Raw genomic sequence first — 24589 nt, 5'->3', positions numbered from 1 at the left:
TACTGTTCTGCGCATGACCTCTCCTGCACGCGCCGTCGCGCGGTTGCGCCTCGTGCCGATGCAGCCGCGCGATCCGCACGAGCCGCACCGCGCGGCATCCACACTCGAGCTCTTCTTCGACCTCGTCTTCGTCGTCGCCGTCAGCACGGCGGCGGTGCAGCTGCACCACGCCCTCACCGAGGGTCACGTCGTCCACGGCATCGGCATGTTCGCGATCGCGTTCTTCGCGATCTGGTGGGCATGGATGAACTTCACGTGGTTCGCCACGTCGTTCGACACCGACGACTGGCTCTACCGGCTGCTCACCATCGTGCAGATGAGCGGCGTGCTGGTGCTCGCGGCAGGCATCCCGCCCATGTTCGAGGACGACTTCCGCATCGCGGTCGCGGGCTACATCGTGATGCGCCTCGCGATGGTGGCGCAGTGGCTGCGAGCCTCACGGCATGCCGGTGCGCTCCGCTCGACGGCGCTTCGCTACGCGGGTGGGATCGCGCTCGCCCAGGTGCTGTGGATCGTGGCGCTGTTCCTGCCGAGAGAAGCGCTCCTCGTCGCGATCATCGTGCTCGTGTGCGCCGAGCTCGCGGTGCCCGTCATCGCGGAGAGTGCCCGCACGACGCCGTGGCATCCGCACCACATCACGGAACGGTACGGCCTGTTCACCCTCATCGTCCTGGGCGAGAGCCTGCTCACGTCGGCCAACGCGATCATCGAGGCCCTCCACGACACCGAGAACGTCACGCCCCTCATCGGCGTGGCCGCCCTGACGCTCATCGTCACGGCGTCGCTGTGGTGGATCTACTTCTGGCCGCCGCACCACTCGGCGATCCGGGGGCTGCGCAACTCGCTCGGGTACGGCTACGGTCACTACGTGATCCTCGCAGCGGCGGCGGCGTTCTCGGCGGGGATCGAGGTCGAGATCGACGTGCTGCAGGGCAAGAGCCACCTGCACGCGCCGTGGGCGTCGTTCGCGTATACCGTGCCGATCGCGGTGTTCATCCTCGGCGTCTGGCTCGTGGCCATCCGCCGTCGCGCCGATCGGATCGTCAACGCCGTCGTTCCCCTCGGCGCGATGCTCGTGCTGATCGACCCGCTGATCCCTGTGCCGATCGCCCTGACAGCGGTGATCCTCGTCGCCGTCGTCGCTGTGCTGGTGTGGCGGACGCCGAAGAGCACGACGGCGAACACCCCGGAGGTCGGCGCCGAGGACTGAGAGTTCCCTGCTCGCGGCGTGCCGCGCGCAGGGAACTCTCACACGTCGAGCGCCGTCGGCAGGATCACGAGGTCGCGGACGGTGACCCCCGCAGGGCGCGTGACCATGAACAGCACCGCCTCGGCGACCTCGTCCGCGGCCATGACCGCACCCTTCTCCACGGCCGCGCGCAGCTCGGCCGGCGACCAGTCCCCGAGAAGCGGCGTCAGCACGGGGCCGGGCGCGACGTTCCCGACGCGCACTCCCTGGGGTGCGACCTGCCGGCGGAGCGCGTGCACGAACGAGGTGACGGCGAACTTGGATGCCGTGTACACCGGCTCGCCCACGATCGGAACGACGCCGGCGACTGAGCTCGTCATGACGATGTCGCCCGTTCCCTGGGCGATGAGGTGAGGGAGCACGGCTCGCACCGAGCGGAAGGCTGCGCTGACATTGAGGTTCAGCACGACCTCCCACGCGTCGGGGTCGCCCTCGGCGATCGACCCGCCGACGTAGGCGCCGGCGTTGGCGTGGAAGATGTCGAGGCCGCCGGCCACCGAGAGGATGCCCTCGAGCAGAGAATCGACCTGCGTCCCGTCGAGGAGGTCCACGCAGAGCGAGAACGCACCGTCGCCCAGCTGCGCACACGCCTCGGCGAGCGCGTCTTCCGCGCGGTCGATCAGCACTACCGTCGCGCCCGCCCGATGCAGTCGTCGCGCGCATGCCAGACCGATGCCCGACGCCGCGCCGGTGACCGCGGCGACCCTGCCGGTCAGCGATTCGGGCATCAGACGCCGACGCGCGCGAACGCGTCGGTCGAGATCCCCTCGTCGAGCACGACCCTCGCCCACTCCCGCGCGGAGTGCAACGAGTGGTCGCGGTAGTTGCCGCATTCGACCGCCGAGACCGCGGGGACATCGGTCTCGACCGCGTCATCGGCGATGAAGCGCAGGCTGCCGGTCAGCGCGGCGACGACGTCGGGAACGGCGGGCTCGCCCCACATCAGAAGATGGAACCCGGTGCGGCATCCGAACGGGGAGATGTCGATGACGCCGTCGATGCGGTCGCGCAACAGCCCGGCCAGCAGGTGCTCGATCGTGTGCACCGCAGCGGTGGGCATCTCGCGGACATTCGGCTGCGTGAAGCGCACGTCGAAGTTCGTGATCGCGTCGCCATGGGGGCCGCGCTCGACCCCGATACGCCGGACGTACGGAGCAAGAACCGCCGTGTGGTCGAGCGTGAAGCTCTCGATCTCTGCCATCATTTCCTCCTCACTGTCTGAGGGTGGCGGCGCACAGGGGTCGGCGCCGTGCCACCACGGTATCCAGCGCGGGCCGCCGACCGAGAGGCCGATCGTCACACTCGGCAACAGAGAGCGACAGAAGGTGACAGGGCGCAACAGAGAGCACACGTGACGGTGCGGGGCGCCGGTCGTCCGGCACCCCGCACCGTCACGTGCGACAAGTCGTCGTTCCCGTACGACTCACTCCTTCGTGCGGAGAGCCTCGGCCGACGCGCGTGCCGCGACGACCGGGTGGATGCCCGTGAAGCCCTCGCGCTCGCGGGCGGCGGCGTAGATCTTGCCGCGCGCGGCGTACCACCCGATGATGAGCGCCGGGATCAGCACGACGAGGGACGCCAGCACCCAGCGCCCTGTGTCGGAGAAGCCCATCGTGACCAGGACGAACGCCAGGAAAGCGAGCGTGAGGTACGACGTGTAGGGCGCGCCGAAGAGACGGAACGACGGGCGCGTGAGGTGGCCCTCCTTCGCCCACTTCACCAGCTTGAGCTGGCAGAGGATGATCGTCGCCCAGCCGCCGATGATGCCGAGCGCCGACACCTCGAGCACGATCTCGAACGCCTGCGAGGGCCACAGCGCGTTGATCCCGACACCGGCGAGCGTGATGATCGCCGTCAGCAGGATGCCGCCGTACGGGACGCCGTTCTTGCTCATCCGCGCCGTGAACGACGGCGCGGAGCCGTTCACCGACATCGAGCGGAGGATGCGGCCGGTGGAGTACAGGCCGGCGTTGAGCGACGAGAGCGCGGCGGTCAGGACGACGAAATTCATGACCGACCCTGCGATGGCGCCGGTCTCGGGCGAACCGATGTGGGAGAAGAAGGTCACGAACGGTGACTGGCCCGCCTCGTAGGTGCTGAACGGCAGCAGCAGCGACAGCAGCAGGATCGATCCGACGTAGAAGACGGCGATGCGGATGACGACGGTGTTGATCGCCTTCGGCATGACCTTCTCGGGATGTGCAGTCTCACCTGCCGCGGTTCCGACCAGCTCGATGGCCGCGTAGGCGAACACGACGCCCGAGATCGCGAGGAGCGGGGCGACGAACCCCATCGGGAAGAGGCCGCCGTCGTCGGCGAAGACGCTGAACCCGGTGGCACCGACATCCGTGGCACCGCCGAAGATGAGGAAGCAGGTGCCCACGATGAGGAAGATGACGAGGGCCGCGACCTTGATGAGCGCGAACCAGAACTCCATCTCACCGAACAGCTTCAGGCTGACGAGGTTGAGCGAGAGCACCACGACGAGGGCGACGAGGGCGATGAGCCACTGGGGGATCTCTTGCAGCGGCTGCCAGTACTGCGCCCAGAACTTCACGTACAGAGCGACGGCGGTGACGTCGACGATCGAGGTCATCGCCCAGTTGAGGAAGTACATCCACCCCGCGCCGAAGGCGAGCTTCTCGCCGTAGAACTCGCGGGCGGACGAGACGAACGAGCCCGACGACGGGCGGTGCAGGACGAGCTCGCCGAGCGCGCGGAGGATCAGGAACGCGAAGAAGCCGCAGACGGCGTATACGAGGATCAGCGCCGGACCGCTCGAGGCGAGACGGCCGCCGGCGCCCATGAACAGGCCGGTGCCGATCGCGCCGCCGATGGCGATCATCTGGATCTGACGCGGTTTGAGGGTCTTGTGATAGCCGGCATCCTCACTCGAGAAGTCCTGTACGGCTTCGGTGCGGTCGGCGGAGAGTTCGCGCGCGCTCTCGCGGCGGTCTGCGGGATCCATCCCGGGGGTGGAGCTGGCGGTGTCAGTCATGACGGGGGCCTTCCGGGGCGTGGTGCAAGGAAACCCTTCGACGAACGGCGACGCCGTCAGCGCCGTTCGTCGAGCACGGTGATGCCGAGCAGGACCTCCTTCACCTGGTCGAGGTGGAAAGCCATGCTGTCCTCCGCCTCGGCGACCGATCCTCGCGCGATCGCGGCGATGATCGCGCGATGCTCGCTGTCGGACCGGACACGTCGACCGGGCGTGAGGTTGATCACGCTGGACTGGTGCACGAGCGCGGATCGGATGTGCTCGAGCACGTCTCCGAAGACCGGGTTGCCGGATGCCGCGGCGATGGCGGCGTGGAGCTCGGAATCCAGCTCCACCCAGCTCTGCGGGTCCTGCTCGGCTTCCATCCGCTCCTGCAGGTCTTGCAGCAGTCCGATCTGCTCCTCGGTGCGACGGACGGCGGCAAGGCCCGCCGATGCGACCTCGATGTGCGGTCGCGCCTCCATGAGGTGGGCCGCCGAGTACTCGCCGAACGTCAGCTCGCGGGCCGGCTCGGCCGCCGCGACGAACGTGCCGCGCCCTGTGCGCGTGACCGTCATCCCCTGGGTCTCGAGCACCCGGAGCACCTCGCGGACCACGGTGCGCGAGACGCCGTACCGGGCAGCCAGCGCCTGCTCGGACGGCAGCCGGTCGCCGACCCGGACCACGCCGGACTCGATCGCCTCGCGCAGATCGCGCAGAACGTACTCGACCGCGCCCACACGCGCGCCCGCAGGGCGGGCGGTCCAGCTGTCTGACAGGTCACTCATGCGCCCATCGTGAAGGGGCGATGTTTCGGGCCGATGTCACCCGTGCGCAGAGTGCGTGACGGTGGGCTATGCGACCCACCGACGCGTCAGTGAGCGCGGATGAGCTCCACCCCTGCCGCGGTCAGCTCGCGCGCGGTGGCATCCTCGTCGGGCACGTCGGTGACGACGCGGGTCACCTCGGTGAGAGGGAGGACGAGGTAACGGGATGCCGCGCCGATCTTCTCGCTGCTGCCCAGGACGACAGTGTCGGCGGCGCGCGCGGCGAGCGCGCGTTTCATCGCCGCCTCATCGGCATCGCCGGTCGTCACCCCCGCGGTGGGGTGGATGCCGGTCACCCCGAGGAAGAACAGATCCGCGCTGATTCTTCCGGCAGCCTCGACGGCGGCCGCTCCGCACGCGACGGCGGAGTGCTTGAAGAGCTGGCCGCCGATGAGGAAGACCTCGGCCTCGTGCTCGAGCAAGGCGGCGGCGATCGTCGGACTGTGCGTGATGATCGTGCACGCAAAGGTGCGCGGCAGCGCCGACACCATCGCGAGAGTCGTGGTTCCGCCGTCGAGGATCACCGTCGATCCGGGCTCGATGAGGGTGACGGCGGTGGCGGCGACGCTCTGCTTGCTCTCGGGAGCGACAGCGGCGCGCGCCGCGTAGTCCGCGATGGCGGGCGACGCGGGGAGCGCTCCGCCGTAGACCCGGAGTGCGAGTCCTTGGGCGTCGAGCTCGCGCAGGTCGCGTCGAATGCTGTCCTCCGAGATCCCCAGCTCGGCGGCGATCTCTTTCGCCACGATCCGGCCGTCGATGCGGAGGCGTTCCAGAAGCAGTTCCTTGCGCGAGGCAGCGAGCATTCACGTTTCCTTCTGTTTTTGCACGTTGTTGCGATATTGTTCCGAGTATGACCAAGCCTATGTTGATCCTGATCGCCGGACCCTACGCATCCGGCACAAACGGGAACCCTGACCTGATGGCCCAGAACCTGAAGCGGCTGGAGGAGGCGGCCTGGCCGATCTTCCAGGCGGGGCATGTGCCCATGATCGGCGAATGGGTCGCCCTGCCGGTGCTCTCCAGCGCCGGTGCGAGCGGCCCGAGCGATCCCCTGGCAGCCGACGTCATGTATCCGACCGCGGAACGCCTTCTGCAGCATTGCGACGCCGTGCTGCGCCTTCCGGGCGACTCGCGCGGGGCCGATCAGGACGTCGCCATCGCCCGAGGGCGCGGCATCCCCGTCTACTTCTCGCTCGACGAGGTTCCGGTCACCGCGTCCGCGTAAGAGCAAGGGTGAGGCGGGGCCGGATGCCCCGCCTCACCTCGCGGGGTCCGCGAGCTGCTTCCTGCGCGTGGAGATCGCGACCGATCCGGTGCTGCACGCGACCGAGACCGCGACGATTCCCGACGTGGCGGCGATGACTCCCCCGGGCGCGCCGGCGAGAGCGGCCAGGATCGCCCATACGATCAGTGCCAGCACCGCGAGCACGCTTCCGATCACCAGCCATATGGCACCCCTGCGCAGGCGTTCCGCGTCACGAGTGGCGGGTGCGGTCTGCGCCGATGTCTGTGGGATGCCTGTGCTCACCCTTCGACGGTATCGACGACGCTCAGCCGGCACCTCCACCGAGAGACGGAGATCGGAGCACTGACCCCCTTCTTCGTGTCCGTCGCGCGCCCTATGGTGTCGGGCATGAACACGAATGAGCTGTTCCTGCAGTCGGATGCCGCGTTGCGCTCCGTCATCGATCGCATCGACGCGGGCGACCTCGCGAAGCCGGCGCCCGCCGAGTGGACGACGATCCCCGATCCGACGTTCCGCGACATCCTGTCGCGCCACGCGTACGACGAGGCGTGGATCCCCGACGTGCTCGCCGGCGCGTCAGCGGCCGACGGTGACCCGTTCCGCGACGTCGATCTGCTCGGCGACGAGCCGATCGCCTCGTACGACCGCATCAACGACACGGCGACCGCCGCCGTCCAGGCGGGTGTCGCGCCGGGCACGGTGTTCCACTTCACCTACGGCGACTATTCCGCTGCCGAGGGCTTCGCGCACCTGGCGACCTACCGCGCCTTCCAGGCGTGGCTGATCGCGAAGCACCTCGGCATCCCCTTCGCGTTCTCGCCCGAGCTGATCGCGGGACTGAACGAGAACGTCGTCGCCCACGCCGACGAGTGGCGCGCGTTCGGCGTGTTCCCGCCGGCGATCGACCCGCCCGAAGGCGCCGACGACGAGACGCGCCTGCTGTGCGCCGTCGGCTACTGGATCGAGTGACCGTGTGACGACGGATGCCGCGGCTTACGGGACTGTAGGCGAGCCGAACGATCACTGCTCAGGCAGAACGGTGCCCTGGTGGTACCGGAGCACGGGGGTCGTGCCCGTGACATCCCAGAGTGAGGCGTGCCGACTGCTCGCCTCGGGCCCGACGATCCGATAGGTCACGAGCACCGCTCCGCCCGCGACGTCGCCGAACTGCCAGTCGTCGGTCTGGGGTGTGACGAAGCCCTGCTCCTCTGCCAGCGCCGCGATCGTCTCCGCTCTCTTCCATCGGCGGCCGGAACGACCGATCTCGACGAAGTCCGGGTGCAGGAGCGCGCCGACCCTCTGCGCGTCTGCGCGCGTCGCGGGATCGAGGAGGTCGAGCTCCGCCGCCCTCACGGCGCGGAATCGATCCTCCCGCTCGCTGATCGCCGACGCCGGGTCCGTCGCTGGCCGGAACGAACACTCCATGACCGTGACGTCGGGCCGATTCGACCCATCCGCGACGACGGTGAAGCCCGCGCGACGGTACGCGCGGATCGCCGGTTCGTTCGTCGTGACGACGTTCAGTCGAACGACCTCCGCCCCGAGCCGGCCCGCCTGTTCCCCCGCGACACGGAGGAGGCCGCGCGCGTACCCGCGCCCGCGCCCGCGCCGGGCAGGGTCGACGATCACGCGGCCCAGCCGTGCACACCCTCCCTCGACGGCGAGATCGAAGTGACCGACCAGGTCGCCTCGCGCGTCGACCACCCCGAACGCCACCAGGCCTGCCGTGTGGGTCAGGTCACGCAGCCCGGCCTCGGTCAGCGGCCACGAGAGGCGGGTGCCGGAGAAGAGGAAGAGCGCATCGGCATCCGGAATCCAGCTCACGATCTGCTCGAGATCGCGGTCGGTCCGCGGTCTCGCCGTCATCTCGATCTCTTCCTCCACGCTGTCGACCGTACCGAGAGCGCCTCCCGAGCGCTCACTATCCTCGGAACATGCCCGACGTCTCCGCTGCGTACTCGACCCGCGCGACGGAGTACGCCGATCTGCTGGGGACGATGGATGCCGTTCACCCGGTCGACCGCGCACTGGTCGACGCCTGGGCGGGGACGGTCTCGGGCCGGATCCTCGATGCAGGGTGCGGGCCGGGCCACTGGACGCACCATCTGGCGAAGCGGGGCGCGGATGTCCGCGGGATCGACCTCGTGCCCGAGTTCATCGAACGCGCGCGCACGACGCATCCGGGCGTGCGCGTCGACATCGGCAGCATCGAGTCGATCGACGAGCCGGAGGGGTCGCTCGGTGGCATCCTCTCGTGGTTCTCGACGATCCATCACGAGCCCGCGCGCATCGCGGTGCCGCTGCGTGAATTCGCACGCGCCCTACGGCCGGGCGGAACGCTTCTGCTGGGTTTCTTCGACTCGGCGGATGGTATCGAGCCGTTCGACTACGCGGTCGTCCGTGCGTATCGCTGGCCGGTCGCCTCGCTGCAGCGTGCCGTGGAGCGCGCGGGCTTCTCGATCGTCGAGACGCATCGACGCACCGAGCGCGGTCGGCGACCCGTCGCCGCGCTCGTGTGCGAGCGCGTCCGGCCGTGACCGAGAGGCTCTAGCGGAGCATCCGGGCGTCGGTGATCCCCGGTGCGGCCGGGTCGACCTGCTCGACCCCGTCGAAGCGGAAGCCGTTGCGCGTGTAGAACGCCGCAGCGCGCGGGTTCTCCTTCGCCACCCACAGCGACGCAGGACTCGTACCCAGAGTCTCGGTCAACAGGGCCTGACCCGCCCCGGTTCCGTGATGGGATGCCAGCACGTAGATCGCGTAGAGCTCACGATCACGAAGAGGTGCCTCCTCGCCTTCCGCCTGCGCCGGGCCCACCCATGCGAAGCCGATGATCCGGTCGTCCGATTCGGCAACGCGGATCGTCATGTCGTCACGTGGATGCCCCAGCACGCGATCCCACATCCGGTTCCTGCCCTCGACGTACTCGGGCGAGAAGAAGTCATCGGGGAGCAGGTGCGCGTATGTCTCTTTCCACGCAGCGACGTGGAGCGCGGCGATCTCCGCGGCGTCGGACGGAGCGGGCTGCCGCAGGGAGAAGGCCATGCGTCCATCGTGCCAGGAGCTTTCGCGAGTCGGCATCCCGTCACGAATTCAGCTGCTCAGCGCGGTTCGCCGTCGCTGAGGGATGCCTCGTCGCCGCCCCGGCAGAAGGCGAACCGGACGTCGGGGGGCAGAACGTAGAGGTCGTCGCACCGGTATCCACGCAGCCACAGCCGACCATCGACGACGCGCAGGTAGAACCCCTTCGGGAACTCGACGTCGTCCGACAGAAGCGGTGCGGCGATGTTCAGCGCGCCGTCCGGTGACTCACCGGCCGACAGGACGGAGTTAGCGGAGGTGCTCTGCGTCGTCCAGGCGAGCCGGAGATAGGGGGCGGTGACGACCGGGCACAGCGCGAGGCCCTGTGCCGCGGCGGCGGCGAAGATCTCAGGCAGCGTGCCGCCCTCACCCAGTCCGAGTTGTGCGACGCTGCGGGTGACGATGCGGACCGAATGCGTCGCGAGGTCATCGAAAGCCGGATGGGCGATGAGGGTCTCGGCGTGGGCGTTCAGCGCGACGCCCGCCGATGCCAGCGCCTCGACGAGCTGTGTGCGAGGCAGCCCACCCACGACGAGGGCGACGGAGTCGAGCCCGTCATCGTTCGTCACGAGATCGGGGGTGTGGGGGTGCGGGCCGTCCATCGGTCGAGCCTATGCGGCCGGTGCCCCGGGGCGTGGCGCCCGTCAGCGCTCAGCGCGACACGCGAGTGTCGAGCAACTCGGCGAGCGCCGCGTCGACTTGGGGGACGAAGCCGGGATCGACGGCGAACAGGCCGAGGTGACCGTGGACATCCTCGATCACCCGAAGCTCGCTGCCCGGCACCAGGGCCTGCTCGGCCGCACAATCCCGGACGGGAAAGAACATGTCTTCGCTGATCGGCATCACGAACATCTTCGCCGTGATCCGCCCCAGCGCGGCCGCGAGATCCCCGTCGGTGTGACGCGAGACGTCGCCCCGCTGCCACTTCCACGCCATCGCGAGCAGATCGTTGGGGTCCATCGCCGTGAAGTAGGGCTCGAGGAATCCCTCCAGGAACGCCTCTTTCGAGTCGAATCCGAGCGCCGCCCACTTCTCCTGCTTCCAGAACTCCGTCGAGAACCCCATCGTCGCCCACAGGTGCGCGTGCCGCCGCAGCCCGTCGACGACCTCGGTGTTCGAGGTGTACTCGCCGCCGTTCCACCCGGGATCCGACCAGATCTGCTCGTTGAGAGTCTCCGTGAACAAGAAGTCGTGCGGGGTGTTCTTGGCAGTGCCGGCGATCGGCGCCGCCCGCTGGACCATGTGCGGGAACCGCACCGCCCACTCGTAGGTCTGTTGGGCGCCCATCGAGCCCCCGACCACGAGCGCGAGGGTCTCGACGCCGAAGTGTTCGCGCAGCAGGATCTCTTGCGCGACGACGTCGTCGCCGATGCGCACCTGGGGGAACCGCGACATCGAGATCGACTCGTCGGTCGTATTGTGCGGCGACGTCGACAGGCCGTTTCCGATCTGATTGACGCACACGATGAAGTACCTCGACGGGTCGAGTGCGTGGCCTTCTCCGACATAGGCATCCGCCCAGATCTGATGCGTTCCCGAGTACCAGGTCGGAATCAGAATGGTGTTGTCCTTCGCTTCGTTCAGGGTCCCCCACGTGCGCACGGCGAGCGTGAGATCGGGGATGACGCCGCCGTCTTCCAGCTCCAGCCGGCCGATGGAGATCAGCTCGAAGTCCTGGTGCACGGCGTCTGTGTAAAACGGGTTCTCGATCATCGGTCCACTCCTTTGTGGTCGGGTACGGCGTCGCTTCAGTTTCGCGACGGCACCGACGACTCGACACCGACAACGCGTCGAGATCCGACCGGCACCATCCGCCAATCGGCGGGGACGACTCACGGCGCAGGCAGCGGCACCGGAGGGGGAAGTTCGAGAACCCGGGACGTGCGGACCCGCCATCTGAGCAGCGCGACCGCAACGCGCGTACGCGCCCAGCCATCGAGAGGCGAGAACCCGAACTCGGACGTGACCATCTCGATCCGTGCTGTCATCGTGCTGTGGTGAATCCCGACCGTTCGCGCCGCTTCCCGCACGGATGTCGAGCGCACGAGCGCGTCGAGCGTGGCGATGCCCCACGGGTAGCCGGACAGTCGCGCGACGGCTTCCTCATCGGCATCCATTCGCGGTCGGATCGGCTGGTCGGCCAGAGTCTCGGCGAGCACACCGAGATCGTCGGCGCATGCCACGGTGTCAGGAGCGGAATCAGCCAACCGCAGCGCGACCAGCGCCGTGCGGAACGACAACGGCAGCTCATCGCGCTCGACCGCGACGCCGATGCCCAATGGCGATGCCGCGACCGGCGACGTTGCCGGGATGATCGCGGCGTGCACGGGCCCGAAGTCGGTTGCCACGACGTCTTCGGGACCTATCGGATGAGTGCGCCACACGGCGAACAGTGGCGCGACCACAACACGCAGGAGCACACCCGTCGCGAGGCCACGGCGGGTGGCCGCCTCGCGGCGGATCGCCGGTTCCACCGCACCGTCCACGAGTAGGGCGAGGTCTCGGGGAGCCGGTGAGAGGTCCGGCTCGTAGCGCATGGCGAGCGCGAGCGAGAGTCGCTCCAGAATGAGCGCGTCGTTCACGCCCGGGCCGTCGTCTCCACCCTCGATCCACACCTGAATGCCACCCGAGACGTGCCTGTCGGTCGGGGCGGGCGTCGCGGCGGGATCGGGAGCGAGGCGTCGACCGTCCGGTCCGACGCGCACCACCGTGCCGTCGCCGCCGCGACGCACTCCGACCGGTCTTCCTGCCAGAGCGGCGGCAGCGCTCAACAGGCCGTCGGTGCCGACCCGCCCCGCCATCAGCTCGTCGAAGCACGCGATGACCCGCAGGCCTTGACTGGCGGCTGGGTCGAGCGCACGTAGTCGGCCGAGCAGTTCCTGCATGATGTGCCTCCTCGCACCGCGCGCTCGCGCTCTGGCATCCCAGTCTCGTCCGCGCCCGATCAGTCCGCCAGCACGCGTTGCAACCAGTCTTCGCGCGCCTGGATCATCGATCGCGCGACAGACGTGTGGGCGGCGAAGATGTCGCACGCATGGAACGCGCCGGGCCACACGTGCAACTCTGCGTCCACCCCCGCCTTCCACAGCCGGCGCGCGTAGTCGACGGCCTCGTCGCGGAAGATCTCCGCCGAGCCCACCTGTATGAATGTCGGAGGCAGACGGTGCAGGTCGTCGGCGCGTGCGGGCGCCGCATACGCGCTCACGTCCAGGCCGCCGACGCGCTCGCCCAGAAGCGCTCTCCACCCGGTCTCGTTGCTGATCCGATCCCAGACGCCGATTCCGTCGAAAGCGCCGGTCGACGGCGTCTGAGCGCGGTCGTCGAGCATCGGATAGTCGAGCAGCTGTCCACACGGGCGCTGGCCGCCACGGTCGCGCGCCGCCAGCGCGACGGCGGCGGCCAAGCCGCCCCCGGCACTTGCCCCGGCCACCACGATGCGGTCGGCGCGGACCCCGAGACGGGGCGCCTGCGACACGAACCACTCGTATGTCGCGTAACAGTCCTCGAACGGAATGGGGTCCGGATGCTCCGGCGCCAACCGGTAGTCCACCGCCAGAAGAACCGCGCCGAACCTCTCGACCCAGTTCAGAGCGTGATCGGCGCCGCTGAACCGGTCACCGAACATCATGCCGCCCGAGTGCAGAAGCAGGATGCCCGCGCTCGAGCATCCTGCGGTGGGCCGGACGACGGATGCCTCAAGCGCAGCACCCCAGCCCGGCACCTCGACGTCTTCGACGATCACGTCGCGCCCGGCCATCAGTTCTTCACGGGGCGGCGACGCGTACGAGCGCCGCATGAAGGGGATCAGGTCAGGCGTCACCGATGGTGGGAACACGCCACCGACGACGGCCAGTGCGGCTCTCAGCTCGGGGTCGAAGACGTCGCGGCCCGTCCGCGGTAGATGCATGCCCCGCATGTTGCCTCATCATCCTGCCCCGGCGCCACTTTCCAGCCGATGGCGCGCGCTCGATCGCAACGTCACCAAGCGTCCATGCGAACGCCACGACGATGGGCCCGTAGCTCGCGGCGACCGAGCCCGCGCGACGACCGCGCAGGTCTCTGTCTCGCCGCGCAATTCGTTCGACTCACCGGCGACCCTCATTCCGCGAGCGGCAGCACGAGGTTCGTCGCGGGCGCGGCGTCGGTCGCCAGTCGCGCGTGCGTCTCGACGTCGTAGCGAACCTCACCGTAACGCAGCTTTTCGCGCTCGACCCCTTCAGCCCGAAAGCCCGCCGCGGTCGCGACTCGGCATGAGGCGGGGTTGTTGACCCTGTGCCCGAGCTCGAGCCGATACAGCCCGCTCGCAAAAGCCCAGTCACTCACCGCAACAAGCGCGCCGGTCGCGTATCCCTTCCCTCGTGCATCGGCTGCGAGCCAGTAGAACATCCACGCGGTCTCGTGCCGATACTCGATCGCCGAGGCTCCGACGTTGCCGACCGCAACGCCGTCGTCGACGATGGCCCAGTTCTTGACGCGTTCGTCAAAGCGCAGAGACTGACCGATGAACGCCTCCGCAGCGACTCGGGTCGACAGGTCAGCGCCGCCGAACTGAGTCGCCAGATCGGGCGCAGCCTGAGCCGCGCTACTCAGTGCCGCCGCATCGCCGCTGTTCCATGGACGAAGCGCAACAGTCACGCCCCCATCCTGCCTCGTCAGCGATTTTTGCCGTAGTCCTCGATCCGCACCGCCCCGTCGGGGATGTCACCCTTCGGCCAGACCTGAGGGACGCGGATCGACTCGTCCCACGTGGCCTGATCCCACAGCATCGGCGGGGAGAATGCCGTGACCTCGGCGTAGGTCTCGCCGGGCTGCGCCTTCTGCGAATTGTTGAGACCGTCGACGCCGTACACCCAGGGCGTATCGCCGCCCTGTTTCGAGGTGAATCGCGTCGTGTAGTCGTTCTGAAGCGCAGGAGTGTTCCAGGTGATGCCCTGGACCTGCGTGCGATCGACGTACTCCACGAACTCGGATTTGAGCGCGTCATCGTCCGGGTACCGTGCCGGATCCAGCAAGAGGCGGACGTAATACGAGTATCGCGCCCGAGCGGGAAACTCGCCGGCGCGCGTACTGGCGTTCTCGAAGAAGAAGGGCCGGTCGGAGACGACCACCCGCTCGATGATGGCGTCCTCTGGAATGGTCGCGATGAATTCGTCGACGAGGTGCTGCGCCTGCACACGGGCATCCGCCGTCGTGCCCTGCGGGATGGATGACGATGCACACGCGCAGAGAAGCGTGGCCAGGATCACGGGCGCCGCGACGATCGCCGCCACCCGTGCGATGCTGCGTGTCATCTGCCTGCTCCCTCGATCAAGAGACGCTGCCCCCACTGTAGGGAGGATCGGATCCGGGTGGGAGGGCTGTGCCATACTCTCCGCATGACGACCCCGCCGCCGTCCTCCCCCTCCGGTCCCCCGGTTGCGGGTTTTCCGCCGCCGGCCCCGACACCCGCGTCAGGTGCTCGGGTCATGGACGTGGTGGCATCCGTCATCCTCATGGTCGCGGGCGTCATCGGCTTCGGGCTGCTCGCGTTCATGTCCCTCTTTCTCGTGATGATGTCGGATGCCTGTTACAACGACCGTTGCAACACGGGAGTGATGTCGGTGGGTTGGCTCATTGCCATGGCCGGACCACCCCTCGTCTTCGTCGCAGCGATCGTGTGGACGATCATCCGCCTCGCCCGGCGAAAGGCCGCGTGGTGGCTCACACTCGCCGGCGCAGCCGTGGGCATCGTGCTCTGGTTCATCGGCGTCGGTCTCATGAATGTGGGCCTCGGGCGCTGAACTCGGCTCTCTGTGGTCTGAGCCTCGCTAGCTCTCCGCCACCCCGCGGCGGGTGGAATGCCCTCTCAGCCTGAGGGGCAGCGCTGTTGGTGGTGTCGACGCCCGTGTCTCGGCGGCCATGAGCGACTCCGGAGGGCGTTCGGCTAGCTTTCGATTTACGACTTTCGTACATTCAGCGACTTCCCAGGCCACGTCAGCACGTCGCGTTTCTCGCTCCTATCCGGGGATATTGACCCTCGAGGCGCAGCATCGGAGGCATCCAGCGAACCGATAGGGGTCATTGCGAGAGCGCAGACCTCGTTCCTAGCGTGGAGCCCGTCGCCTCCCCGCGGCATGACGGAAGAACGGTCAGTGATCGGGAGCACACATGTGGTCAACGAGCGCGCTGCGCGTCATGGCGATCTTCGGAACTGTCATCAGCCTCATCGGCGTCATCCTCGCCGTGCTGCTTGGCGCCGGGCTCGTCACCCGTGAGCCCGCGTCTGAATGGCTCGTCGTTGCGACGGCAAGCGTGATCACCGTCGGCGTCGTTCTGACGATCTGAAGCGCCCTGAGTTTGTTGGAGACTCCTGACCTTGGAAACGAGGATGGGGTTATGCCGAAAGAGCAGACATCAGGGAAGCCGACGACGCGTCGGTATTCGCCGGAGGAGAAGGCCGCAGCGGTCCGGATGGTGCGAACGTTGCGGGCTGAGCTCGGGACCGAGCATGGGACGGTCCATCGGGTCGCTGCGCAGCTCGGCTACGGCGTCGAGTCCGTCAGGATGTGGGTCAAGCAGGCCGACATCGACGACGGTCACGTCGCCGGGGTGAGCACCGCGGAAGCGCGTCGAGTGCGGGAGCTCGAGCAGGAGGTCCGGGAGTTGCGGCGGGCGAACGAGATCTTGAAGCGGGCCGCGTCTTTCTTCGGGGCGGAGCTCGACCGCCAACACCGGAAGTAGTCGCGTTCATCGACGCGAACAAGGACGACATCGTCGAAGGTCGCCCGCTTGGAGTCGAGCCCATCTGCAGCCTGTTGCAGGTGGCTCCGAGCACGTACTACGCGGCGAAAGACCGTGGGCCGTCGGCCCGGACGATCAGTGACGCGGTCCTCATCCCGGAGCTGGTGACGCTCTGGAACGCGAACTACTGCGTCTACGGTGTCCGCAAGCTCTGGAAGACCGCCCGCCGAGCAGGGATCGACATCGGTCGGGACCAGACCGGTCGGCTCATGCGCGTGGCCGGCATCGAGGGCGCAACCCGGAGCAAGCGAGTGAAGACGACCCGGCCTGATCCGACGTCGGCGCGGCACCCGGATCTCGTGAAGCGGGAGTTCACCGCGACCGCCCCGAACCGGCTCTGGGTCACCGACCTGACGTTCGTGCCGACGTGGGCGGGCGTCGCGTATGTCTGCTTCATCATCGACGCGTTCAGCCGGACGATCGTCGGGTGGCGCTGCGCGTCACACATGCGCACCGAAATGGTCCTCGACGCGATCGAGATGGCCCGCTGGTCGAGAGGTCGTCACCACGAGGATCTGAGGTGTCACAGCGACGCAGGGTCTCAATTCACGTCGATTCGCTACGGAGAACGACTCGCGGAGATCGGCGCGACGCCGTCGATTGGGACCGTCGGCGACAGCTATGACAATGCCCTGGCCGAGACCGTCAACGGCTACTACAAGACCGAACTCGTCCGCGGACCCGCTCGCCCCGGACCCTGGAAGACGGTCGAGGACCTCGAGCTCGCGACCCTCGGATGGGTGCACTGGCACAACACTCAACGCCTCCACGGCTACCTCGGCGACATCCCACCCGCAGAGTTCGAGCAGAAGTTCTATGCTGACCAAACCACCGCCGATCAGCTGGTGGGAATCAAATAGCGCGAGTCTCCATCAGACCCAGGGCGCTTCAATCCTCGCGTCAGTGAGCCTCGCGCGCAGGCCCAAGGGCAGCTGATCTGCCGGGCGAAGGGCGACCCCCGCGCTACTGGTCGGGGTCGCCCTTCGCCGTGCTCAGGCCTTCGCGAGTGTCACGCCGCACCCCACTCCACACCCTCAGCACGCCACCTGACCAGCGGGCACCGCGGTGCGTTGTCGGGACGATCGGATCGGCGGGCTCGAGAAGCTCCCCAGCCGGCAGCTCACGCGCGCTCGGGTGCTCCAGGAACGCCACCTTCTTGAACCTGCGGTGAACGCCATCGAGCGCAAGTATCAGCTCAGAGCGCAGCAGGATCGCGCCCTCGCAGCTCATTGGGTGTTTATGTAGGTTCCCGCTCGACATGGCGAAGATCGCGGGGATTCCACGGTAGTTGGCGGCGAACCCGTGGTTCGAGTTCTCTGCGAAGTGGCGGATTCCTACACCCGGTGCACGCCCGCGGACCGGCGGTCGTAAAGCGGTCTTGCTCCAGGGACCAGCAAGGTGGTCAGTCAGACGAGCGGCGGAACGCAGGAACCGAAACAGGAGCATCAACGCGATGGTCGAGGCTGTGAAGAACCTCTCAAAGACCGAGCCGACCAGGCAGCGCGGGCCGTGGCGGACAGTTGAGCAGGTCGGGCTCGCACCCCTGGAGTTGGGTCTGGTGGTGGAATAACTCCCGCCTCGACGGCGAACTCGACATGCGCACCCCGATCGAGGTCGAGGACGCGCACTACGCTGACCAACAATCCGCCAATCCAGCACCGGCCGGACAAGGCTCGCCATAGGAACGGAAGTCAGGCCCATTCACCATGAACGAAGCGAGCGGAGACGAGAGCAAGGTCTCTCACGCCGGCGATGTATTGGATGCGCTGAGGGACACTCACCCACGCATAAGCGGACTGCTACACCGCGCGGACCAAGCCCGAACACTGACCCTCTCGATCCTGCGATCTGATGCCAGCGGCGCGCTCGACGCGATCGAAGCCACGAGCCGGTTTCTCCACGGAATGGATGACTGGGTTCGGAAGGTCCCTGCCCCTCTGGCGACCGAGTTCGTCGCCAGGATCACATCGGATTTCATCGATGGCGTCGACGGCGTCCTTGAACATAAGGTCTCAGCGGTGCTCGACCCCGCCCGAGACCTCATGGAGTTGAGCGTGCTGTTCCGTGAGTTCCGGCTACGCCCGAAGAGCTTCGAGCAATGGCAACGTGCAGATCAAGTGCATCATCTCGGCCAGTTCAGCTTCGGGAGACTGTTGAAAAGGCACCCCGGCGAGCGGATCACGGGTTTCCCTGATATCGAAGAGGCATTTGCTGAGTACACTCAGCACTCCCGCACCCTGCACCCTGCCATGCCCCTCGTCGATGGGCTCGAACTCGCGAGGGCACCTCTACAGCTGCCTGCGGCAGGCGTTCTAACCTGGGTGCTCGCCATGATCGCAGAGACGCTACGTCACGCGATGATCGCGGTCGAGGAGTTCAACCTCTGGCACGTAGCGCGAGAGGACGCGGAGGAGATCGACCCGAGTGTCGACATCGATATCGACCTCGAGGACATCAAGGTCGTACGACGCTGGCTTCAGACTCACACTGAGGCCCAAAAGGACCGAGTGCCGCCTGAGTTCATGAAGGCATTTCAAGCTCCCTACAAGCGGAAGCCGACCCCAAGCTAGCCGAGCCGCTCACACCCGCGGCCCGAAGCGGGCCAGTCAACAGTTTGTTACTCACGCCCATCCGACTACAGCCCACGCCTCATCAGAGGTCAGGCTCCGGGCGACTCTGCGAAGTGGGCGCGGAGCGCCTCGATGATGGCATCGTGAAACCGCCGGCTGACGAGGAAAGATCGCGTCGAATCCGTGAAACACCCCCGGAAGCGCCTCGATCGTGCAGCCCACATCCACGACCGCACGGGCTGGGCCAGTCATTGAGAGTTGACGTCCCTGCCCGGACCGCCCGAACAAGCAGAGTCCGAAGATCTCTGTCGCCGTAGGATCCGCGGTGGCGTCGAGGAAGACGAACTTCGTCGCGTTTCGTGTAAGAAAAAACTCGGCCCCAGAGGGGCCGAGCGGTATGACATTTAGGGTAGCACGTAACGTAGGAATCAAGCTCGGATTTAGTGAAGGAATCAGAGCCGAAATTAATCAGGAAGCTAAGCGGGAAGGGGGCCTTTAGCCCCGCGATCGCGCGGGTTCACGCTACCAGCCGGCCGGGCGCGTCAACCTGCCCACGGTCGCAGGCAGCTGTGCGGCGCGCACATCAGAGTCGGAAAGCTGGTACCACCAGTGGTCACCGACCCCGTCGGTGGGGTCCCCGTTCAGGGCACCGGCGGGATACCCGCGAGTTGGATTCACCAGGCCCATCGGCACTCGGGTGCGTGCGTACTGGAACGGAAACGCGAGGTCGCTGTCGTTCGTGATCGCGATCACCGCGTCCACGCGCTGTTCGAGGACATCGATGAGCATGTGAGACGCGACGTTCACATCCGAGCCCTTCTCCTCGCGACGAGCGACCGACACCATGAACGATGCGTCCTGCACATCGTTATTGCCGCTGTCCCGCACCATCACCGGCCAGGCGGCCTGCGTGAGAACCGGTCGCTGACGCCGGTCAGCAACAGCCAGCGGGGCTGTCGCAACACGCGATACGTAAGCACCCATCGACAGTTCATCGATCGAACCGTGGGCCTTCAACGCGCGAAGGTACGTGTCCTGGTCGCACTGACCGGAAAGGTTGTCCCGGCCGCTCACCCGCGCGGTGCAGTACACGATGCGCTCTATCGCGGCGCCCGACCACTGCGCGCCGGGGCTGGCGATCAGGCCTTGGGCTAAGGCTCGTAGGTCCAGCCACCGCACCCTCGCGTCCCTCGCCCGCAGAGCCCGCGAGCACCGTAGTAGAGGTTGAATCCGTCGATATAGACACCCACGCGCACCCTCGTAGCGTACGCACGAATGCCACTCGCGCTCAGCAACAGGCCGGGAAACCGGAGGTCCGATCACCCGTAGAGAGTGTCAGATCTGGCGCGCGCGTCGTTGCCCGGCGACCGTCGCCCTCACCCACGCGCTTCCGCCGAGGCTGAACTGCGGGCGCTCGATGAGTCCCTCAGTGTGGAGGACCTCGAGGAGCGCCTCCAGCGTCGGCGCGTCGACGGCATCGAAGCCGCTCGTATCGCTGTGGTTCACCAGATGGACCAGCAGTTGGTCGTGGAGCGCGTCAACGTTCGTGCCGCGTGCGGCAACGGCGCGTAGCCAGTGACGCGGGCGCACGCCCTTCACGAACTCTCCGCCGAAGGTGCTCTCGGTCTCGACAATGCGCTGCTCTCGCAGTGAACCGATCGCCTCCTCCACGAGTTCGACCGTGAGGCTCTGACCTGGAAGGTGAGCGAGCAGCTGTTGCGCGTTGGGTAGCGTGTTGCCAGTTTCGAGAGCGAGGTCGACGATTGCGGCGAACACCGCGTCATCTGTCGGGTCTGGCACGAGTTGCGGGAGGCGTCTCGAGTAGCCCGGCACCGCGCCGAGTGGCGGCGCGACGGGATGCCCGAACACGCTGGCGAGGACGTCGTCGACGGCGCCCTCGAATCCGAGGCGGGGGACCGAGACGTATCTCAAGTGCTGTAGCGCAGCAGGCACGCTGACCTCATCGAGGAGCACAGGGATCGCTTTGGCGCCGACCCCGATGCGACGCATCATGCCGGCGTCAAGCTCCTCTCGCACCCAAGGCTTGGTAATGCTGACCTCGGACAGCACCACGATGAAGACGTTGGCGCGGTCGATGCCGTGCGCGAAGACTCTGTCGACGAGGGAGTCGCCAGCGCGGATCTCCCACTCATCAACCCAGGCGTCGACCCCACGAGTGCGCAGCTCGGTGGCGAACCGGATGACGAACCGGTCCTTATCCTCAGTGGCGTGGCTGATGAAGGCCTTGGGCTGAGGTGCGTCCGACATGCGCTCAGACTAAGCGACCGCCCGGACACCCCGGGACCTGACGGAGGTCTCGCGCGCTCGGACGCCAACGCTGCAACTCATCGGAAGGCACACTGGCACCACGGGGCGGGCTTCGGTCGTTGACGACAAGATCATCCCTATGCGGACATCGCACGCAAGCGGGTCCTTCGCGATCGTCTTCGGGACTGATTCGTCCGCCGGCGAGTGTAGGTTGACGCTGTGACGTTGCCGAACACCCTTCCTCAGGTGCTGATCTTCATCGCCATGTTGGTACCGGGGATCACGTTCGTGAGCGTGCGGACTTGGTATGTCGGGTGGCGGTCGCCGGACTACGGGGCGGGTTCGCGGATTTTAGAAGCTCTCTACGTCAGCGCCATCTTCGTCATCGTCTATGTCGGCCTCGGCCTGGCCGCGTTCGGTCTCGCGAGCGAAGTCACCGGCATGAACAACCTCGGATCGTTCGACCATTGGGCATCGGACGGGTGGAGGTCGACGCCGGCGTGGTGGATTGGGCTCGTTGCAGTCCTGCTATTGGTGCTTGTCCCTGGCGGCATCGCGATCCTCACGAGTTGGAGCCGCACGACGGTCGAGTTGCAGGACGACGGAACCCTCAAGAAGGTCCGCAAACGGGTCAACCGGAATCAGGCAACGCCTCGCGCCTGGGACTACGCCGCCTACGGAGCCGACACCGAGCGATTCGTCCGGATCAAGACCGCCGCTGGTTTGTACATTGGCGGGTGGTACGACTCCGCCGGCTACGTGAGCACGTATCCCTACGAGCGCGACATCTTCATCGCGCACCAGTGGCGTATGGGGACCAGAGGCGAGTTCATCGAGCCGCTCGAGGATTCCCTCGGCGTCTGGGTGCCGATCACCGAGGCGTGCCACGTCGAGTGGGTCGCCTACCGCCCCGATGACCCTGAGGCAGACAAGCCCCCCGTGGCGGGCGGCGATAGACCTAGCGAGAAAGCGCCCACCGTGGGCGACGACGAGAAGTAGGGAGAGACGATGTCAGACGACAAAGGCAAAGGTGACCACCTGTCCCACGGAAGTTCGCCCCGGCTGATCCAGGAGGGCGCAAATCCCAACGCCGGAAGCGCGCCGAAGCCCGCTATCAAGCCACCCACGAGTGGACCCTCCGGGGGCGCGGGTGACTCTGGGGCGGCGGAGTAGCGCGCATCATGAGCGATCGGCCGAATACCGAGGAACGCGGGGCCAGCCCTCGGGGGGAGAACGGCATGTTCGGTGCCGCGCCCAAGCCCATGGCAAAGCCTGCTGCATCGAAGCCCCCGACACAGGGGCCCCAGGGCGCCGCCGGCGACTCCGATGCGTTGAGCAAGTAGCTCGTACAGGAGCGGCCGCCCTCTCCGGCACGAACGCGACTGAGCACGTCCTCGACCCGGACTCCGACGGTGAACCGGCGGGTCCGTCCTCGGACGGGCACGAAGCCGTCTGCGTGAAGGGTGCGCGCGATGCTTTGGCGCGAGAGGCCCATCTGTGCCGCCGTCGCGCGAATCGACTGGCCTCGCTGATGAGATTCTCTGATCACCTGCGCCGTGACACCGTCGGGTGCTCCGCGCGCGGGCCGTCGTGCAGCCCATGGTTCAGGTTGATCTCTTGGGAGGCTGGCGCCCTCAGGGGGATTAAGCGGCGGCTGCCAGGTGGATGGCTCGTCGATTCCCCACCCGCGAAGGTATCGTCTTCCGGCGGTGGCTAGTGCAGTCAGCACCGAGACAGGGGCTGTGTTTGCGAAGGTGCTGACCTCGGCCTCAGTGATGTTCACGACCGGACCGCCGTGCGCATCGAGCTTGGCGACTCGGTCGCCGCTGAGAAGTCGATGTGTGTATGCGCGAGCGAGGGCCGCTCGGCGGAGTGATCCTACGTGGACGTTCGCGGAGGTAGCAATCTGCTCCACGAAAGACAAGTTGGCAGTACTGCCATTTCACTGGCTCTTCGCAGTTGAGGGTGTAGTCGAGGGTCGGCGGCTGGTTCGCGGATAGACGTCGAGGTCTTCCAGGATGGAAGTTCTCACACTGCCCATCTGCCGGAAGACCTCGACTTGCACCACCCTACGTTCGCGACCCCTGACCTCACCACGTTCTGCCGTCTCGATGAGCTCGGCCTCGAAGCCATCGGCCAGTTGATCGAGCCCGACCGGGCGGTACTCGAGTGCCGCGTCGTTGACGATGACCCGTGGTGTCGGAAGTGTGGCGCCGAGGGCGTGCCGCGCGACACCGTGACGCGTCCGCTCGCGCACGAGCCGTTCGGTCACCGGCCCACGACGCTGCTGGTGCGGGTGCGCCGCTACCGGTGCGGCCACTGCCGCCGCACCTGGCGGCAGGACACGACGAACGCGGCGGCGCGGCGGGCGAAGATCTCCCGCGGCGGGGTCGGGTGGGCGCTGAAGGCGATCGTGGTCGACCACCTCACCGTCTCCCGCGCCGCGGCAGGCCTGGGGGTGTCGTGGCACACCGCGAACACCGCGATCCTCGCCGAGGGCAAGCGGCGGCTGATCGACGATCCGGCCAGGTTCGACGGCGTCACCACGATCGGCGTCGACGAGCACGTCTGGCGTCACACCCGGTTCGGTGACAAGTACGTGACCGTGATCATCGACCTCACGCCCGCCCGCAACAAGACAGGTCCCGCACGGCTGCTGGACATGGTCGAGGGCCGGTCGAAGCAGGTATTCAAGGAGTGGCTCGCCGCCCGGCCTGCGGAGTGGTCGAGCCGGATCGAGGTGGTCGCGATGGACGGGTTCTCCGGGTTCAAGACGGCCGCGGCCGAAGAGCTCCCCGACGCGGTTCCGGTGATGGACCCGTTCCACGTCGTCCGCCTGGCCGGCGACGCGCTCGACCGGACCCGGCAGCGCGTCCAGCAAGACACCCTCGGGCACCGCGGTCACGCCGGCGACCCGCTCTACGGGGTCCGCCGCACCCTCCACACCGGCGCGAGCTTCCTCACCGAGAAGCAGACCGCGCGGCTCGACGCGGTGTTCGCCGCCGAGGAGCACGTCGAGGTCGAAGCGACCTGGGGCATCTACCAGCGCATCGTCGCCGCCTACCGCGAACCCGACAAGAACAAGGCGAAGGAGATGATGCGGGCGGTGATCGATTCCGTCAGCAGTGGCGTCCCCGCGATGCTGGCCGAGATTTGCCGGCTCGGTCGGACGTTGAAGCAGCGCGCCGCGGACGTCCTCGCGTTCTTCGACCTGGCCGGCACGAGCAACGGTCCGACAGAGGCGATCAACGGCCGACTCGAGCATCTCCGCGGCTCCGCGCTCGGCTTCCGCAACCTCGCGAACTACACAGCCAGGAGCCTGCTCGAGGCCGGAGGTTTCAGACCCTCCCTACACCCTTGATTCCGAAGAGCCATTTCACTGCCAACTTGTGGCGGATATCGCCATCTTCACGCGGAACCTACATTTACTACCTGTAGGTTCCCGGTCAAGGTGGCGGAGAACTCGGGGATTCCACGCTAATTGGCAGCAGTTTCGTCAGCAGGATTCCGCGCGAAATGGCAGATCCCTACATAAGAGTAGGAAGTCCACTTAGACTTGACGTCCGCCGCCGCCGTCCGATCGCCCGCGCGATC

At 67.2% G+C, this 24589-nt stretch carries 27 protein-coding genes and 1 other annotated feature; of the genes, 10 read left to right on the top strand and 17 right to left on the bottom strand.

Annotated features, from left to right (window positions below; genetic code table 11):
• Positions 1-13 precede the first annotated feature (13 nt).
• Entirely contained in the window at positions 14-1210 is a 1197-nt protein-coding gene (locus JOE64_RS00975) for a low temperature requirement protein A (protein ID WP_204962505.1), read from the top strand.
• Between the two features lie 38 nt (positions 1211-1248).
• On the opposite strand, the gene JOE64_RS00970 is transcribed toward JOE64_RS00975, so the two are convergent.
• The 5 genes from JOE64_RS00970 to JOE64_RS00950 form a co-directional block, all read right to left on the bottom strand.
• Complete coding sequence (locus JOE64_RS00970) at positions 1249-1977, bottom strand: SDR family oxidoreductase (protein ID WP_204962504.1); 729 nt, start codon at positions 1975-1977, stop codon at positions 1249-1251.
• Complete coding sequence (locus tag JOE64_RS00965) at positions 1977-2450, bottom strand: S-ribosylhomocysteine lyase (RefSeq protein ID WP_307821431.1); 474 nt, start codon at positions 2448-2450, stop codon at positions 1977-1979. Before JOE64_RS00965 ends, JOE64_RS00970 begins: the two co-directional genes overlap by 1 nt.
• A 222-nt stretch (positions 2451-2672) precedes the next feature.
• A complete protein-coding gene (locus tag JOE64_RS00960) occupies positions 2673-4247 on the bottom strand; it encodes an amino acid permease (protein ID WP_239531660.1) in 1575 nt (524 codons plus the stop codon).
• 56 nt (positions 4248-4303) lie between these two features.
• Entirely contained in the window at positions 4304-5014 is a 711-nt protein-coding gene (locus tag JOE64_RS00955) for a FadR/GntR family transcriptional regulator (protein ID WP_204962502.1), read from the bottom strand.
• An 86-nt stretch (positions 5015-5100) separates the two neighbouring features.
• Complete coding sequence (locus JOE64_RS00950; RefSeq protein WP_204962501.1) at positions 5101-5856, bottom strand: DeoR/GlpR family DNA-binding transcription regulator; 756 nt, start codon at positions 5854-5856, stop codon at positions 5101-5103.
• Positions 5857-5972: 116 nt separating this feature from the next.
• Here JOE64_RS00950 and JOE64_RS00945 point away from each other — a divergent pair, with 116 nt between their 5' ends.
• A complete protein-coding gene (locus tag JOE64_RS00945; protein ID WP_239531659.1) occupies positions 5973-6278 on the top strand; it encodes a DUF4406 domain-containing protein in 306 nt (101 codons plus the stop codon).
• Between the two features lie 33 nt (positions 6279-6311).
• Here JOE64_RS00945 and JOE64_RS00940 read toward each other — a convergent pair whose 3' ends face one another.
• A complete protein-coding gene (locus tag JOE64_RS00940; protein WP_204962499.1) occupies positions 6312-6581 on the bottom strand; it encodes a hypothetical protein in 270 nt (89 codons plus the stop codon).
• A 105-nt stretch (positions 6582-6686) separates the two neighbouring features.
• On the opposite strand from JOE64_RS00940, the gene JOE64_RS00935 reads away from it, so the two are divergent.
• Positions 6687-7268: a hypothetical protein gene (locus tag JOE64_RS00935; protein WP_204962498.1), complete on the top strand. Its 582-nt coding sequence runs from the start codon at positions 6687-6689 to the stop codon at positions 7266-7268.
• A 51-nt stretch (positions 7269-7319) separates the two neighbouring features.
• Here the strand turns inward: JOE64_RS00935 and JOE64_RS00930 are convergent, their stop codons facing one another.
• Entirely contained in the window at positions 7320-8183 is an 864-nt protein-coding gene (locus JOE64_RS00930; protein ID WP_204962497.1) for a GNAT family N-acetyltransferase, read from the bottom strand.
• A 50-nt stretch (positions 8184-8233) separates the two neighbouring features.
• Between JOE64_RS00930 and JOE64_RS00925 the strand changes: the two genes are divergently transcribed.
• Positions 8234-8836, top strand: coding sequence for a class I SAM-dependent methyltransferase (locus JOE64_RS00925; RefSeq protein WP_204962496.1), 603 nt, complete (start codon positions 8234-8236; stop codon positions 8834-8836).
• Between the two features lie 10 nt (positions 8837-8846).
• Here JOE64_RS00925 and JOE64_RS00920 read toward each other — a convergent pair whose 3' ends face one another.
• From JOE64_RS00920 to JOE64_RS00890, 7 genes are all read right to left on the bottom strand, one after another.
• Complete coding sequence (locus JOE64_RS00920) at positions 8847-9341, bottom strand: GNAT family N-acetyltransferase (RefSeq protein WP_204962495.1); 495 nt, start codon at positions 9339-9341, stop codon at positions 8847-8849.
• Between the two features lie 56 nt (positions 9342-9397).
• Positions 9398-9979, bottom strand: a complete 582-nt coding sequence (locus tag JOE64_RS00915; RefSeq protein WP_239531658.1) for a hypothetical protein — start codon at positions 9977-9979, stop codon at positions 9398-9400.
• 49 nt (positions 9980-10028) lie between these two features.
• Complete coding sequence (locus JOE64_RS00910; RefSeq protein WP_204962494.1) at positions 10029-11090, bottom strand: alpha/beta fold hydrolase; 1062 nt, start codon at positions 11088-11090, stop codon at positions 10029-10031.
• A gap of 119 nt (positions 11091-11209) precedes the next feature.
• The gene (locus JOE64_RS00905; RefSeq protein WP_204962493.1) at positions 11210-12262 is read right to left on the bottom strand and encodes a helix-turn-helix domain-containing protein; all 1053 of its coding nucleotides are present in this window, start codon (positions 12260-12262) and stop codon (positions 11210-11212) included.
• A 59-nt stretch (positions 12263-12321) separates the two neighbouring features.
• The gene (locus tag JOE64_RS00900; protein WP_204962492.1) at positions 12322-13284 is read right to left on the bottom strand and encodes an alpha/beta hydrolase; all 963 of its coding nucleotides are present in this window, start codon (positions 13282-13284) and stop codon (positions 12322-12324) included.
• 191 nt (positions 13285-13475) lie between these two features.
• Positions 13476-14012: a GNAT family N-acetyltransferase gene (locus tag JOE64_RS00895; protein ID WP_204962491.1), complete on the bottom strand. Its 537-nt coding sequence runs from the start codon at positions 14010-14012 to the stop codon at positions 13476-13478.
• 17 nt (positions 14013-14029) lie between these two features.
• Positions 14030-14668 (bottom strand): hypothetical protein, encoded by a 639-nt coding sequence (locus JOE64_RS00890; RefSeq protein ID WP_204962490.1) that lies wholly within the window; start codon positions 14666-14668, stop codon positions 14030-14032.
• Positions 14669-14752: 84 nt separating this feature from the next.
• Here JOE64_RS00890 and JOE64_RS00885 point away from each other — a divergent pair, with 84 nt between their 5' ends.
• The 3 genes from JOE64_RS00885 (at position 14753) to JOE64_RS00875 (ending at position 17017) form a co-directional block, all read left to right on the top strand.
• Positions 14753-15157, top strand: a complete 405-nt coding sequence (locus JOE64_RS00885) for a DUF6264 family protein (protein WP_204962489.1) — start codon at positions 14753-14755, stop codon at positions 15155-15157.
• Between the two features lie 367 nt (positions 15158-15524).
• Positions 15525-15701 carry a hypothetical protein gene (locus JOE64_RS00880; RefSeq protein ID WP_204962488.1) on the top strand — a complete coding sequence of 59 codons (177 nt, stop codon included), beginning with the start codon at positions 15525-15527 and terminating at the stop codon, positions 15699-15701.
• Positions 15702-15752: 51 nt separating this feature from the next.
• Positions 15753-17017, top strand: a protein-coding gene (locus JOE64_RS00875; protein ID WP_239531657.1) for an IS3 family transposase whose coding sequence is annotated in 2 segments (ribosomal slippage) — positions 15753-16056 and positions 16056-17017 — 1266 coding nt in all. Because the reading frame shifts where the segments join, the coding sequence is not laid out codon by codon here.
• Positions 16052-16186 (top strand) — a sequence feature (AL1L pseudoknot). Its footprint overlaps the gene before it by 135 nt.
• 103 nt (positions 17018-17120) lie before the next feature.
• Here JOE64_RS00875 and JOE64_RS00870 read toward each other — a convergent pair.
• Complete coding sequence (locus tag JOE64_RS00870; protein ID WP_204962487.1) at positions 17121-17387, bottom strand: hypothetical protein; 267 nt, start codon at positions 17385-17387, stop codon at positions 17121-17123.
• Between the two features lie 476 nt (positions 17388-17863).
• Here JOE64_RS00870 and JOE64_RS00865 point away from each other — a divergent pair, with 476 nt between their 5' ends.
• Positions 17864-18727, top strand: coding sequence for a hypothetical protein (locus JOE64_RS00865; RefSeq protein ID WP_204962486.1), 864 nt, complete (start codon positions 17864-17866; stop codon positions 18725-18727).
• A gap of 522 nt (positions 18728-19249) precedes the next feature.
• Here the strand turns inward: JOE64_RS00865 and JOE64_RS00860 are convergent.
• Positions 19250-19906, bottom strand: coding sequence for a PIN domain-containing protein (locus JOE64_RS00860; protein WP_239531656.1), 657 nt, complete (start codon positions 19904-19906; stop codon positions 19250-19252).
• Between the two features lie 156 nt (positions 19907-20062).
• Positions 20063-20995 (bottom strand): toll/interleukin-1 receptor domain-containing protein, encoded by a 933-nt coding sequence (locus JOE64_RS00855; protein WP_204962485.1) that lies wholly within the window; start codon positions 20993-20995, stop codon positions 20063-20065.
• A 219-nt stretch (positions 20996-21214) separates the two neighbouring features.
• On the opposite strand from JOE64_RS00855, the gene JOE64_RS00850 reads away from it, so the two are divergent.
• Complete coding sequence (locus JOE64_RS00850; RefSeq protein WP_204962484.1) at positions 21215-21994, top strand: DUF6338 family protein; 780 nt, start codon at positions 21215-21217, stop codon at positions 21992-21994.
• A 1060-nt stretch (positions 21995-23054) separates the two neighbouring features.
• Positions 23055-24356, top strand: a complete 1302-nt coding sequence (locus JOE64_RS00845; protein ID WP_204962472.1) for an ISL3 family transposase — start codon at positions 23055-23057, stop codon at positions 24354-24356.
• The last annotated feature ends 233 nt before the right edge of the window (positions 24357-24589 follow it).

The sequence above is a fragment of the Microbacterium dextranolyticum genome, from assembly GCF_016907295.1.
Lineage (GTDB): Bacteria > Actinomycetota > Actinomycetes > Actinomycetales > Microbacteriaceae > Microbacterium > Microbacterium dextranolyticum.
Note: the sequence above shows the minus strand (reverse complement) of the source record. Positions and strands in the feature narration are given on the sequence as shown.